Raw genomic sequence first — 13,942 nt, 5'->3', positions numbered from 1 at the left:
GGACAATAGAGCAAGTAAAACCAGTTCAATGTGGGGGTTGGTATGACGGCTGTATTACGAATTGTGATGGCACAAGTGAATGTGTTGGTGGGGGATTTAGAAGGAAATACCCAACGAATTATTGAGACTGCACAGCAAGCAAAGCAACAGTTTGCGGCAGATATAGTTGTTTTTCCTGAGTTGTGTATTTGTGGGTATCCACCTGAAGACTTGTTATTGCGTGACAGCATGCAAACTCGGGTGCAACAGTCATTGCAAAAGTTACAAGCTGTTGAAGATATTTGCCTAGTTGTTGGTGCGCCTGGAGGAGCGAACAGTGAATATAACCAGGCTGTAGTATTGCATAATGGCCAGCAACTAGCTGTTTACTCTAAACAGTGCTTACCAAATTACCAAGTGTTTGATGAGCGCCGCTATTTTTTGCCTGGCAAAGAAGCGGTTGTATTTGAGTATAGGGGCATCAGGATAGGACTGACAGTTTGTGAAGATATTTGGTTTCCAGAACCTGTGACTCAAGCTAAAGCCGCAGGTGCTGAGTTGATCTTAAGCCTCAATGCTTCTCCGTTTCATCGAGGTAAAGAGGTAGAACGTAGAGAAGTTGCCAAGCAGCGATGCTTAGAAGTGCAACTGCCGATGGTTTATGTTAACCAAATGGGTGGGCAGGATGAGTTGGTATTTGATGGCGGCTCTTTTGCTATGGATAAAGATGGAACAGTGGCAGTGCAAGCTGAGTTTTATCAAGAAGGGATTTATTTGGCAGAGTATGATATTGATAGTCAATGCTTGATAAAGCAATCTAATCAGCCAGCAATTCCTGAATTACTTCCCAGTATCTATCAGGCATTAGTGCAGGGGGTGCGTGATTATGTCAATAAAAATGGCTTTAAGGGAGTTGTGTTGGGTTTGTCAGGTGGGATTGATTCTGCTCTAACCCTAGCAGTGGCAGTCGATGCGCTAGGGAGCGATCGTGTAGAGGCAGTGATGATGCCATTTCGCTATACCTCAAAAATGAGTCTGGAAGATGCAGAGCAAGAAGCAAAAACGTTGAGAGTGCGTTACTCAGTATTACCAATAGAGCCAATGTTTAATGCTTTTATGGAGACACTGGCTGATGAGTTTGCTGGCACCAATGTTGATACGACAGAAGAGAATTTGCAAGCCCGTTGTCGTGGAGTGTTGTTAATGGCTATTTCTAATAAAAAAGGCTACTTGGTATTAACTACAGGTAACAAAAGTGAAATGGCCGTGGGGTACGCCACTTTATATGGTGATATGGCAGGTGGCTTTGATGTATTGAAGGATGTGCCTAAGTCATTAGTTTACCAATTATCCAGCTACTGCAATCGTAATGGTATTGTTATTCCTGAACGCGTGATTGAAAGGCCACCCTCTGCTGAGTTAGCTCCGGATCAAGTCGATCAGGATTCATTGCCCCCTTATGATGTATTGGATGAAATTTTGGCGCTTTATATTGAGCAGGATAAAAGTGCTGAGGCAATTATTGAGGCGGGTTTTCAGCGAGAAGATGTATACCGCGTCTTACGTTTAGTGGATATTAATGAATACAAACGACGTCAGGCAGCCATTGGGGTGAGGGTTACAGCAAGAGGTTTTGGTCGTGATCGACGCTACCCTGTAACCAACGGCTGGAAGCTGGGCATTTAAAACTTATAATAAGGCAAAATAAAAAAGGGAAGCATCGCTTCCCTTTTTTGGTGATACATTATATATAGTGGGGATTATTCCTCTGTCTCAGGCTCTTCAGGTTGCTCAGAACCATCATCACCAACTACACCGAAGGTCATGATGTTTAACCAAGAACGCTCGCCTGTAGTTTCTTCATCTTCAGCACTTTCTTGCTGTGGCTGCTCTTCCTTAGCTGGTTGCAATAATGACTGGCGGCTAGGGGGAATACTTTCTTCAGGGTCATCTAACAAACCAAAACTGATGATATTCCAGACTGATGGGTCAACATCATAATAAACTTTGTACTTAGCAAAATTACCCTGACTGTCCAGAGATGGGTGCTTAGGGTAATTAGTGCGCAGCACTTTTAAGGCATTATTGGCCGCTTTAGCTAGGCCTAAGTGCTGGTTAGCTTCAACTAAAATGGCTAGTGCATCAGGTATTGCTGGAGTTTCCTGCATATTCTCAAGTACGTAACGGGCGCGGTTAGCGGCAGCCACATAGGCTTTGCGTTTCATGTAGTAGTTAGCTACATGGATTTCATAACGTGATAATTGGTTGCGTAGGTGAATCATCCGCTTTTGCGCGTCAGGGGCATAACGGCTGTTAGGAAAGCGCTTAAGCAACTCAGCAAATTCATTGAATGAATCTCTTGCCTGGCCTGGGTCGCGCTTACTCATATCAATTTCAACAAAGCGCTCAATAAAGCCAACATCGGCAGTGTAAGAAGCAAGGCCCTTCATATAGTACGCATAATCAACATTTTCATGTTGGGGGTGAAGTCGAATAAAGCGCTCAGCTGAGGCTTTTGCGGCTTCTTGTTCCTGATTTTTGTAGTAGGCAAAAATTAGATCGAGCTGAGCTTGCTCTGCATAAGAGCCAAAAGGGAAGCGTGACTCTAAGGCGCGTAGTTTATCAATGGCCTCACTGTAATTACTGGTATCGAGAGCGAGCTGAGCTTGCTGATATAATTCAGCCTCAGTTAAATGTTCGGGAATATCTTTTTTGCTATCGGATGCACAAGCACTGAGCAATAACGCCAGGCTTAGCAATAATGAATACTTAATCATGCGCACCATTAATAGAGTTCCTTAGCTGTGGCTTAAATACCCTTCGCATTGGGTATAATGTAATCACCAATAAATAAAATGGCGTATATTTAAATTTTAATAGATACAAGCTTCCCATAAGCTGCCATTGGATGACGATAGCTGTCAAATAAGGCTTTTATATGGCAGTTTAAAGCTATTTCTTTAAACGCTGTTGTTTAAGTCGGTGCTGGGTGAAACTACTCATGATTTACCCAAAGCTAATGGTTTGTTAGAAGGCCAACTGTGATAAACTCCCAAGCATTATTACCCGTTATAACCGTTCATTATCCATTACCACCTAATAATGTTAATGACGATTTACCATTCGCACTGACTGTAAAACGTGAAGCGGCTTCAAAATAATCGCTGTATTTAACCACAGCTAGTGAAGTAAACCAAAGTAAACCCCTGTAGTTGACAATTTTTTGCGAAAATCATCCCATGGCTGAACATATTGTACTGGAATCTGTTGTACCTTTTGAGCAGGGCGGTGGCCGGCTAGACCAAATTGCAGCGCGCTGTTTTCCTGACTTTTCCAGAGCTAAGCTGCAAGCTTGGATTAAACAAGGGGAGCTAACCGTTGATAATGTGGCTCGTAAACCAAAAGATAAGCTCTATGGTGGTGAGCTGCTTCGATTAAATGCACTGGTTGAAGATGATGAGACCCATCAGCCAGAAGAAATTGAGCTCAACATTGTCTATGAAGATGATGACATTTTGGTGCTTAACAAGCCTGAAGGCTTAGTTGTCCATCCGGCTGCGGGCCATCATAGTGGTACTTTATTGAATGCGTTGCTACATCATTGTCCCGATTTGGCCAGTGTTCCTCGTGCTGGCATAGTGCATCGGTTGGATAAAGACACCACCGGGATTATGGTGGTAGCGAAAAACCTGGCAGCACATACCAGTTTGGTAGCCCAATTGCAGGACAGGGCAATATCCCGTGAGTATGAAGCCATTGCCTGTGGAGTTATGACGGCAGGTGGCACCGTAGACCAGCCGATCGGCCGCCACCCAACGCAGCGTACCAAAATGGCAGTGATTGATTCTGGTAAAGAAGCAGTGACCCATTACCGGGTATTACATCGGTTCCGTGCGCACACGCATGTGCGAGTTAAATTAGAAACAGGGCGAACTCACCAAATTCGAGTTCACATGAGTCATATTCACTACCCATTGCTTGGTGATCAGGTTTATGGCGGGCGCTTAAAATTGCCAAAAGGGGCAAGCAGTGAGTTTATAAGTAGTCTGCAACAGTTTAAACGACAGGCGCTGCATGCTCGACAACTGGGTTTATATCATCCCACAACTGATGACTATATGGAGTGGGAAACCCCTTTGCCTGAAGACTTTAAGCAACTACTGCAACTGTTGGCCGATGACCAGCAAAGCTGTGAGGCATAAGAGGTATTTGTGAACAGTACCCCCCCTCAATTATTAATACCTGACTGGCCGGCACCTGCAACGGTTCGCTCAGTTGTGACTACACGGCAGTCAGGTATAAGTCAGCCGCCTTATGACTATTTTAACCTGGCTTTACATGTAGGGGACAATGAAGAGAGAGTGCAAGCCAATCGTCAGTGGTTGCAAAACCAGTTTTCCCTCCAACAAACTCAATGGCTTGAGCAGGTGCATGGTATAAACGTAGTTGCAGCAAATTATGAATCTGCAGCAGCGGTGCCGCAAGCAGATGCTGTATTTACTCGTCAAACACAACTAGCTTGTGCAGTAATGACAGCAGACTGTTTACCTGTTTTATTTTGCTCAAAGCAGGGAGACTGGGTAGGCGCTGCGCATGCGGGCTGGAGAGGTCTGTCTGCAGGAATACTGCAACAGCTAGTGGATTTTTATTCAGGCAAAAAGCAAGACCTAATAGCTTGGTTAGGTCCAGCTATAGGTCCTGAGCAATTCGAAGTAGGGCTTGAAGTGAAGGAAGCCTTTCAGCACTTAGGTAGTGATGCTGAAGCTGCATTTCAGCTAACGAAAAGGCCTGGGCATTATTTAGCTGATCTTTACTGGCTTGCAGAGCTGCAACTGAATCAGCTGGGGATTGATCAAGTATATGGCGGTGGTTTTTGCACCTATAGTGACCACCAACGTTTTTATTCTTATCGGCGTTCGTCACAAACGGGGCGAATGGCAAGTTTGATTTGGCTGGAAGCGTAAAAAGTCATTCAATTGCCCCAAGTCAACAGACATTCCTTGAAAACCGATTAACTATCTCCATATAAACTAATAAGTAACCTGGTAGGCTCAAGAATAAATTACAAATACGCGTAATCTCACCGGTGAACCTTTTCTTATACAGGCTATTGCAGCTAATGTTAATGCAACAGTTGTGGCCTACTTATGTAAAAAATTTATAGGTGGATTTAGGAATGAGAGTTGACCGATTAACCAGTAAACTACAAATGGCTTTGGCTGATGCCCAATCAATCGCAGTGGGTCGTGATCACAATTATTTGGAGCCAGTGCACCTCATGGCTGCACTGCTGGATCAAAAAGGTGGTTCGATCAAGCCTCTGTTAATGCAAGTTGGCTTTGACATTAGCTTACTAAAACAGGGGTTGGAAAAAGCATTAGATAATTTACCTGTTGTTTCAGGTGGTGATGCTGATATTCAAATGTCCCCCCAGCTTGGACGGCTACTGAACTTAGCCGATAAATTATCACAAAAAGCCGGTGATCAGTTTATTTCCAGCGAAACCATTTTGCTTGCGGCAATGGAAGATAAAGGTCCGGTTGGGGAGCTGTTAAGTAGTCAGGGAGTCAGTCAGCAAGCTCTGGAAACCGCAGTTAAAAACCTGCGCGGTGGCCAGGCAGTTAATGATCCCAACGCAGAAGAACACCGTCAGGCATTAGACCGTTACACTATTGATTTAACGGTGAAGGCTGAAAAAGGCCAGCTTGACCCTGTGATTGGCCGTGATGATGAAATTCGCCGGACAATTCAAGTATTACAGCGTCGTACTAAAAATAACCCGGTTTTAATTGGTGAACCAGGAGTTGGTAAAACTGCTATTATTGAAGGTTTGGCTCAGCGTATCATTAATGGTGAAGTGCCCGATGGTTTAAAAGATAAACGTATTTTAGCGTTGGATATGGGGGCGCTGATTGCTGGTGCGAAGTTTCGAGGTGATTTTGAAGAGCGTTTAAAAGCAGTTTTAAATGAGCTGGCCAAACAGGAAGGAAGGGTCATCCTGTTTATTGATGAACTCCATACCATGGTCGGAGCAGGTAAGGCTGAGGGATCGATGGATGCTGGTAATATGTTAAAGCCTGCTCTAGCGCGAGGTGAACTTCATTGTGTAGGGGCGACAACCTTAGATGAATATCGCCAATATGTTGAAAAAGATGCTGCCTTAGAGCGTCGCTTCCAAAAAGTGTTAGTTGATGAGCCTAACGAAGAAGACACTATCGCTATTTTGCGTGGTTTAAAGGAGCGCTACGAAGTACATCATGGGGTAGATATTACAGACTCTGCCATTATTGCAGCGGCTAAGTTGTCTCATCGTTATATTACTGACCGACAACTGCCGGATAAAGCTATTGATTTAATTGATGAAGCTGCTAGCCGCATTCGGATGGAAATGGACTCAAAACCAGAAAGTATGGATCGGCTAGAACGTCGCTTAATTCAGTTGAAAATTGAGCGCGAAGCACTGAAAAAAGAAGATGATGAAGCTTCCAAAAAACGTTTCAGCAAATTGCAAGACGATATTAGTAAACTTGAAAAAGAATACGCTGATTTAGAAGAAGTCTGGAAGTCAGAAAAAGCTTCATTGCATGGCTCGCAAAAAGTAAAGGAAGAGTTAGAGCGGGCGAGAACCGAGTTGGAAGCTGCGCGCCGAAGTGGTGATTTAGCAAGGATGTCTGAACTGCAATATGGTCGGATTCCTGAACTGGAAAAACAGTTGGATTTAGCCAGTCAGGCTGAAATGAATGATATGCGCTTACTGCGTAATCGGGTATCTGAAGAGGAAATTGCTGAAGTCGTTTCAAAGTGGACTGGTATCCCTGTTGCGAAGATGCTTGAAGGTGAAAGGGAAAAACTACTGCGAATGGAAGAGGCTTTACATCACCGAGTAATCGGTCAAGATGAAGCTGTGCTTGCTGTATCTAATGCAGTGCGCCGATCTCGGGCTGGGTTGGCTGATCCTAATCGGCCCAATGGATCCTTTATGTTTTTGGGGCCTACAGGGGTTGGTAAAACAGAGTTATGTAAGTCATTAGCCGAATTTTTATTTGATACCGAAGAAGCCATTATTCGGATTGATATGTCTGAATTTATGGAGAAGCATTCAGTAGCACGGTTGGTCGGTGCTCCTCCAGGTTATGTAGGTTATGAGGAAGGTGGCTACCTGACAGAAGCTGTACGTCGTCGGCCTTATTCTGTGGTATTGCTGGATGAGGTGGAAAAAGCTCATCCTGATGTATTTAATATTTTGCTGCAGGTATTAGAAGATGGTCGCTTAACTGATGGCCAAGGTCGGACTGTTGACTTTAAAAATACTGTCGTGGTCATGACTTCTAATTTGGGGTCTGATTTGATTCAAAAGCAAGCCCAAGATTTTGAAAGCCTGAAAGCAACACTTATGGACATTGTAGGAGACCACTTTAGACCTGAGTTTGTAAACCGGGTGGATGAGTTAGTAGTGTTTCATGGCTTGTCAGTAGAGCAAATAAAAGGCATTGCTGAAATACAACTGAATCGTTTGCGGCAACGACTGCAGGAAAAAGACTTAAATTTGCAGCTTGCTGATAGTGTGCTTGAAAAGCTGGTGAATGTTGGGTTTGATCCGGTTTATGGGGCAAGGCCTTTAAAAAGAGCAATACAACGTTGGCTGGAAAACCCTTTAGCTCAAGAAATACTAGCAGGCAAATACAACCCAGGTGAAACTATTCAAGTGGGTTTAGTGAATGATCAGATAACTTTCAGTTAAGGCGCAAATATAATGGTTGTCCGTAAAGTTATTACATAACTTTGTGGGTAAAACACTAACACTTGACAACTGATGGAGTAACTGCTGTAAAGTGGTAGTCTAAATTGCAGCCTATGTTTAAACGCTTTTGCAATAAAGTGAATAAACAAGGCTACAGGTTAGCTTTACGTTGTAAAGTAATGTTAAAAGTTCAGCACATTGGATGTAATTATTTGAGTTGACGGCACTCCTGTTTACCCTATAATTCATGTGCTTAATTAATATCGGATCGATCTATGTCTAATCAACAAACTGGCACAGTTAAGTGGTTTAACGAATCAAAAGGCTTTGGATTTCTGGAGCAAGAGTCGGGCCCTGATGTGTTCGTCCATTATAGTGCTATTCAAGGTACTGGGTTTAAAGTGTTAACTGAAGGTCAACAAGTACAGTTTACTGTTGCTCAAGGGCCTAAAGGCTTGCAAGCTGAGAATGTAGTTCCCCTATAAGTAATAATTATTGCTTATATATTGTGGGTGGTGTTTATTGCACTGCCCCAAGTCTCTTTATTCTTATCAATCCCTCTTAATTTTGCCTTTGTATTGTCTGAAAATGTTGTGGTGGCTATCTAATAGTAGTTATTTAACCATAACTAGGTTTCAACGCTAGGCGTAGCTCTGTTTAATTTAATTGTCACTAATACAGTTCTAGTACTAGAAAGGTTTACTAGGTAGCCGCCGAACAATAATACAATTCCAGTACTAAATAGCATGCCTGACAAGCCTACTTTCTGTATAATGTCGTGGGTAAAGAAGGGGCAATAACATTTACCAAATAGTATTTCGGGGGTGAAATTTACCCAGTGACCTGACTCAATAAAGTGTAATATTTGTAAAATTACTACAAAGATAGTGGCAACAATTGCAAATGTGCCAGCAGTGCTGAATAAAAGGGAAATTAATTGTAGAACCAGTTTAAATAGCTGAGTCAGTTTTGACTTGAAATTATCAGGTAAAGAAGTATTAGATTGGTTCATACTAAGCTCTTGTGGTATTAGTTGTAATTCAAGACTGATTTTAAAAGTTTAGTGGGCAATATTAGAGGGGTTTTTGAATTTCTGAATAATAATTTGCTGCTTTGTTTATAAAAAACAGGGCGAAGGGCTTTGTTAATGTTTTTATTAAATCAGATAACAAAGACAGAAATACTGTCTGCAGAAAAATAATGTTTTAACTTGTAAAGCTGGTTTTTTTTTAGAAGCTACGTGAAATTAGTAATAGGATAAGGTTTATTTAAATTAAGCTTGGAATTGGGGTTTGATTATTGTTTTTTACTTTTGAATGGTACCAGCGGGCGGACTCGAACCGCCACGCTATCGCTAGCAATGGATTTTGAATCCATCGTGTCTACCAATTTCACCACGCTGGCATAATTGGTGCGAAGTATAACAAAGGATTATGTAAGGTCAACTGTTAATTTCCAATCAGCTGTATTGCGTATGCACACTTCTAACCCTGGCTAGCTGTCCCTATTTTCATCAAGGGTTTCCATGAGAATCTACTTTTTCTGATTGGTCCAGCGGCACTTTTTCGGTAAGCTAGCGTGTTTTTATAGCTGTTGTACTGAAACATGCAAGTTAAAGATTTTAGCTTTGAACTACCTGAAGAGTTGATTGCCCAGTATCCTTTAGAATCTCGCTCGGGAAGCAGGCTACTATGCTTGAATGGAAAGACGGGTGAGATTGCTCATCAACAGTTTTGCCAGCTAGTTGATATGTTACAACCTGGCGATCTGTTGGTGTTTAACGATACCCGAGTGATTCCTGCCAGAATATTTGGTCAGAAAGAAACTGGCGGTAAGCTAGAAATATTAGTGGAACGAATTGAGTCGGATAGCCAAGTATTAGCTCACATCAAGGCAAGCAAACCACCCAAACCAGGTAGTAGAATCAAACTGGCAAATGATGTCTGGGTGACCATGCTCGAGCGAGTTGATAGTTTGTTCCGCCTGCAGTTTCCTGGAACACAAACTGTATTAGATGTTTTAGACGTAATTGGCCATATGCCACTGCCGCCGTATATGAAGCGAGATGATGAGTTGGCAGACAGAGAACGATATCAAACCGTATATAACAGCAAACCCGGAGCGGTAGCTGCACCAACTGCAGGTTTGCATTTTGATCAGGCAATAATTTCTCAGCTTGAAAAAAAAGGTATTAATAAAGCATTTGTTACCTTGCATGTGGGGGCAGGAACATTCCAGCCAGTCAGGGTAGACAATGTGCTAGACCATAAAATGCATGCTGAGCTGATTGAAGTGACACCGGAAGTTTGCCAGTTAGTGAAGCAAACTCAGGCGGCAGGTAAGCGCGTTATTGCAGTAGGTACCACTAGTGTGCGCTGTTTAGAAACTGCGAGTATGACGGGTGAAATTGCACCTTACCAAGGGGAAACTGATATTTTTATTTACCCAGGTTATCAGTTTAAAGCGGTTGATGCCTTAGTAACTAATTTCCACTTACCAGAATCCACATTGCTGATGTTGGTGTCAGCGTTTGCAGGTGCAGAAACAATCAAAAAAGCTTATCAGGAAGCGGTTGAGCAAAGATATCGATTCTTTAGTTATGGCGACGCCATGTTTATCAGCCAACGTCAGAATTAATTGATTTTATTTAAATAGTGTTGAGTACTTTATGGCTCGTGAATGTTTTTTAAAGTTTGAGCAAGTTACGACAGATGGTCTTGCCCGCCGATCCAGGTTGCATTTCCCGCGAGGTGTTGTTGAAACACCAGCCTTTATGCCGGTGGGTACATACGGCACCGTTAAAGGGATGTTACCAAGAGATATAGAAGGCATTGGCGCACAAATTATATTGGGTAATACCTTTCACCTAATGCTAAGGCCTGGCACAGATATTATTTCTGCACATGGTGACTTGCATGACTTTATCGGCTGGGAAAAGCCTATTCTGACTGATTCTGGTGGCTTTCAAGTCTTTAGTTTGGGTGAAATGCGAAAAATTACTGAAGACGGTGTGACTTTTCGTTCACCCGTTGATGGTTCCAAAGTATTTATAAGCCCCGAGCGTTCTATGGAAGTGCAACGAGCACTTGGCTCAGATATTGTGATGATATTTGATGAATGCACGCCTTATCCTGCCACACATGATCAAGCCAAACGCTCAATGGAGTTGTCATTACGTTGGGCAGATCGAAGCAAACGAGCCCATGGTGATAACCCCTCTGCTTTATTTGGGATTATTCAAGGGGGGATGTATCAGGATCTGCGTGAGCAGTCACTTAAGTCATTAAAAGAAATTGATTTTGATGGCTATGCGATAGGTGGTTTATCGGTTGGGGAGCCAAAACATGAAATGATGCAGGTGTTATCTGGGGTGACCCCCTTGATGCCTGAGAATAAGCCCCGATATTTGATGGGTGTGGGTACACCTGAGGATATTGTCGAGGCAGTCAGACGAGGTGTTGATATGTTTGACTGTGTAATGCCCACCCGAAATGCTCGTAACGGACATTTATTTACTTCTACAGGAGTGGTTAGAATTCGTAATGCGGCCAATAAAGCAGATACTGGCCCATTAGATGCTGAGTGTGATTGTTATACCTGTAATAATTTTAGTCGAGCTTATTTGCATCATTTGGACAAGTGTAAAGAGATTCTAGGCTCTCAGCTCAATACGATTCATAATTTGCGTTATTACCAGAAGCTGATGGCGGGCTTACGGGAAGCCATTGCAAATCATCAGCTAACTGAATTTGTGGCAGAGTTTTATCAAAAACGCGGTGAAACAGTACCTTCGCTAGGTTAGTGCATACAAATACTGATTTATATTAACAACGGAGTAATACAACAATGAGTTTATTTATTAACGAAGCTTTTGCCGCTCCAGCTGCTGCACCACAAGGTGGTGGGATGATTCAAATTGGCATGTTGGTGCTAATGGTTGCAGTATTTTATTTCCTGTTAATTCGCCCACAGAAAAAGCGAATGAAAGATCATCAGCAGCTGGTTGAAAACCTTAACAAGGGCGATGAGGTTGTTACTAATGGTGGGATTGTAGGTAAAGTCACAAAGGTCTCTGAACAATTTGTCACATTGCAGGTTTCTAACAATGTGGAGTTGAATTTTCAGAAGCAGGCCATATCTGCAGTATTACCAAAAGGTACTATCAAAGCGATTTAATAATCTAGCGACTTAATCATCACTAACGGTTCAGCTAGAGAAAAAGCTTTTTTTAATAGCCTTTGTTAGTTGATTAACCCGCCAACCACTGACCCGTCAGGCAAGCACTGGCTTGCCGGGTTCTGTTGAAACAAGAAGGAATATAGGGCAGAACCATGCTCAATAAGTATCCAATTTGGAAGTATTTCCTCATCATTTTTATTGTCTCGATAGGGGTAATTTATGCATTGCCCAATTTGTATCAAGATGATCCAGCCATTCAAATCTCCCATGATCGGTCTGTAAATCCAATTTCTGAGTCAACCCTTCAGCAAGCCAAAGAGCGCTTACAGAAGCAAAATATTGAGATAAAAGCATTTGAAGTGACTAGTAAAGGTGGGGGGTTACTCAGGCTAACTAGCTTTGAAGATCAGTTGAAGGCTAAGTCAATTATTAAAGATTGGCTAGGGGATGAATATATTGTTGCCCTCAACCTAGCAGCAACGACACCTGATTGGCTGCGGTCGATGGGGGCAGGCCCAATGAAACTGGGCTTGGATTTGAGTGGGGGCGTTCACTTTTTATTGGAAGTGGATATGGGTAAAGCTATTGCTACTCGGTTAAAAGGTATTCACAACGAAGTTCGCTCAGAGCTTGGTAAACAAAGTGTACGCTATAAGGTTGCAAACCATTCTACCAATACTCGCTGGGTGTTGAATTTCAAAAATGAAGGCAACCGTGATAAGGCGATCAGTATGATTCGTGGTAAGTATACGGATCTTCAAGTGAATGCTGGTGAAGATGGCGCTGTTTATTGGGTGAGCTATCAGTTTTCTGAGCTAAAAGTAAAAGATATTGAGGATTACGCTATTAAGCAGAACCTGACTTCACTGCGAAATCGGGTTAATGAGCTAGGGGTTTCAGAACCACTGGTACAACGACAAGGCCGTAATCGAATAGTTGTTGAGCTGCCAGGTGTGCAAGATACTGCGGAAGCTAAAAAAATCATTGGTAAAACCGCTAACCTGGAGTTTCGTTTAGAAGCCCCTCTTGATGCCAAAGCAGGTCAATATGAAATTGTTGATCGCAAAGAGGGCAGCCAGGCTAAGTTAGAAAAGAAAATTATTGTGACGGGAGATCAGGTTGCTGATGCTCGTGATAGCTTTGATGAAAATGGCCGCCCTCAAGTTAATATCACCTTGAGCGGAGGTGGTGGTCAGCTGATGAATAAGTCGACTCGTACTAATGTTGGTCGTCGCATGGCAGTTATTTTTATTGAAGAGCGGCCTTATACCAAAGAAGTTGAGCAAGTGGTTGATGGTAAAACCACCATTGTCAAAGAAACAAGGTTTAAAGAAGAAAGAAAGGTTATTAGCTTAGCCACTATTCAATCCGCGCTGGGTACTCAATTTAGAATCACTGGTTTGGACTCTGTTGCAGAGTCCAAAGAGTTGGCTCTGCTACTAAGAGCGGGTGCTTTTGCTGCGCCAATGTACTTTGTTGAGGAACGTACTGTTGGTCCAAGCTTGGGTAAAGAAAATATTGAGCTGGGCTTTAAGTCTGTGGTGGTAGGCTTTATTTTGGTGCTGTTATTTATGCTGGTTTATTACAAAGTATTTGGTTTATTTGCCAATATTGCTTTGGGGTTAAACCTGGTTCTGTTAATCGCCTTTATGTCTATCTTATCAGCTACTCTGACTTTGCCAGGTATAGCAGGGATTGTATTGACTGTGGGGATGGCGGTGGATGCGAATGTGTTAATTTTCTCCAGAATTAAAGAAGAAATGAAGCGTGGATTGCCCTTGCAGCATGCTATTCATGAAGGTTATGACCGTGCCTTTGTGACAATTCTGGATGCAAATATTACCACCTTGTTAGTCGCTATTATTCTTTATGGAGTGGGCACTGGCCCAGTACGAGGTTTTGCTGTCACTTTATCTATCGGTATTGTGACTTCAATTTTTACTGCCATCGTAGTGACGCGTGGATTGGTTAATTTGACCCATGGTGGTCGTCAACTGAAAAAGCTGTGGATATAACTTTCTTAGTTTTGATAGCAGATTAAAG

11 protein-coding genes and 1 tRNA gene are annotated in these 13,942 nt (G+C 42.6%); 9 read left to right on the top strand and 3 right to left on the bottom strand.

The genetic code is table 11. From position 1 onward, the window contains the following. Positions 1 to 42 precede the first annotated feature (42 nt). Positions 43 to 1,665, top strand: a complete 1,623-nt coding sequence (locus tag G4Y78_RS22470) for an NAD+ synthase (RefSeq protein ID WP_163835131.1) — start codon at positions 43 to 45, stop codon at positions 1,663 to 1,665. Positions 1,666 to 1,739: 74 nt separating this feature from the next. Here G4Y78_RS22470 and G4Y78_RS22465 read toward each other — a convergent pair whose 3' ends face one another. Next, entirely contained in the window at positions 1,740 to 2,765 is a 1,026-nt protein-coding gene (locus G4Y78_RS22465; protein ID WP_230425635.1) for an outer membrane protein assembly factor BamD, read from the bottom strand. 453 nt (positions 2,766 to 3,218) lie between these two features. Here G4Y78_RS22465 and rluD point away from each other — a divergent pair, with 453 nt between their 5' ends. The 4 genes from rluD to G4Y78_RS22445 all read left to right on the top strand — a co-directional run bounded on the left by rluD (position 3,219) and on the right by G4Y78_RS22445 (position 8,205). Next, positions 3,219 to 4,181: a 23S rRNA pseudouridine(1911/1915/1917) synthase RluD gene (rluD, locus tag G4Y78_RS22460; protein WP_163835130.1), complete on the top strand. Its 963-nt coding sequence runs from the start codon at positions 3,219 to 3,221 to the stop codon at positions 4,179 to 4,181. A 9-nt stretch (positions 4,182 to 4,190) separates the two neighbouring features. Further along, entirely contained in the window at positions 4,191 to 4,943 is a 753-nt protein-coding gene (gene pgeF / locus G4Y78_RS22455; RefSeq protein ID WP_163835129.1) for a peptidoglycan editing factor PgeF, read from the top strand. A gap of 212 nt (positions 4,944 to 5,155) precedes the next feature. Beyond that, positions 5,156 to 7,720 carry an ATP-dependent chaperone ClpB gene (clpB, locus tag G4Y78_RS22450; protein ID WP_163835128.1) on the top strand — a complete coding sequence of 855 codons (2,565 nt, stop codon included), beginning with the start codon at positions 5,156 to 5,158 and terminating at the stop codon, positions 7,718 to 7,720. A gap of 275 nt (positions 7,721 to 7,995) precedes the next feature. Next, the gene (locus G4Y78_RS22445; RefSeq protein WP_163835127.1) at positions 7,996 to 8,205 is read left to right on the top strand and encodes a cold-shock protein; all 210 of its coding nucleotides are present in this window, start codon (positions 7,996 to 7,998) and stop codon (positions 8,203 to 8,205) included. 143 nt (positions 8,206 to 8,348) lie between these two features. On the opposite strand, the gene G4Y78_RS22440 is transcribed toward G4Y78_RS22445, so the two are convergent. Both G4Y78_RS22440 and G4Y78_RS22435 read right to left on the bottom strand, forming a co-directional pair. Beyond that, entirely contained in the window at positions 8,349 to 8,732 is a 384-nt protein-coding gene (locus tag G4Y78_RS22440; protein ID WP_163835126.1) for a hypothetical protein, read from the bottom strand. Between the two features lie 305 nt (positions 8,733 to 9,037). Further along, positions 9,038 to 9,124: transfer RNA gene (locus G4Y78_RS22435), tRNA-Leu, on the bottom strand. Between the two features lie 201 nt (positions 9,125 to 9,325). Here G4Y78_RS22435 and queA point away from each other — a divergent pair. The 4 genes from queA (at position 9,326) to secD (ending at position 13,914) form a co-directional block, all read left to right on the top strand. Continuing rightward, entirely contained in the window at positions 9,326 to 10,357 is a 1,032-nt protein-coding gene (gene queA / locus G4Y78_RS22430) for a tRNA preQ1(34) S-adenosylmethionine ribosyltransferase-isomerase QueA (protein WP_163835125.1), read from the top strand. Between the two features lie 31 nt (positions 10,358 to 10,388). After that, on the top strand, positions 10,389 to 11,522 hold the full coding sequence (gene tgt, locus G4Y78_RS22425) for a tRNA guanosine(34) transglycosylase Tgt (protein WP_163835124.1): 1,134 nt from the start codon (positions 10,389 to 10,391) through the stop codon (positions 11,520 to 11,522). 44 nt (positions 11,523 to 11,566) lie between these two features. Continuing rightward, positions 11,567 to 11,896: a preprotein translocase subunit YajC gene (yajC, locus tag G4Y78_RS22420; protein ID WP_163835123.1), complete on the top strand. Its 330-nt coding sequence runs from the start codon at positions 11,567 to 11,569 to the stop codon at positions 11,894 to 11,896. Between the two features lie 155 nt (positions 11,897 to 12,051). Further along, positions 12,052 to 13,914: a protein translocase subunit SecD gene (secD, locus tag G4Y78_RS22415; RefSeq protein WP_163835122.1), complete on the top strand. Its 1,863-nt coding sequence runs from the start codon at positions 12,052 to 12,054 to the stop codon at positions 13,912 to 13,914. Positions 13,915 to 13,942: the final 28 nt, after the last annotated feature.

It is taken from the genome of Spartinivicinus ruber (assembly GCF_011009015.1).
Taxonomy (GTDB): domain Bacteria; phylum Pseudomonadota; class Gammaproteobacteria; order Pseudomonadales; family Zooshikellaceae; genus Spartinivicinus; species Spartinivicinus ruber.
The sequence above is the reverse complement of the archived record's forward strand: the minus strand, read 5'-3'. Positions and strand labels throughout refer to the sequence as shown.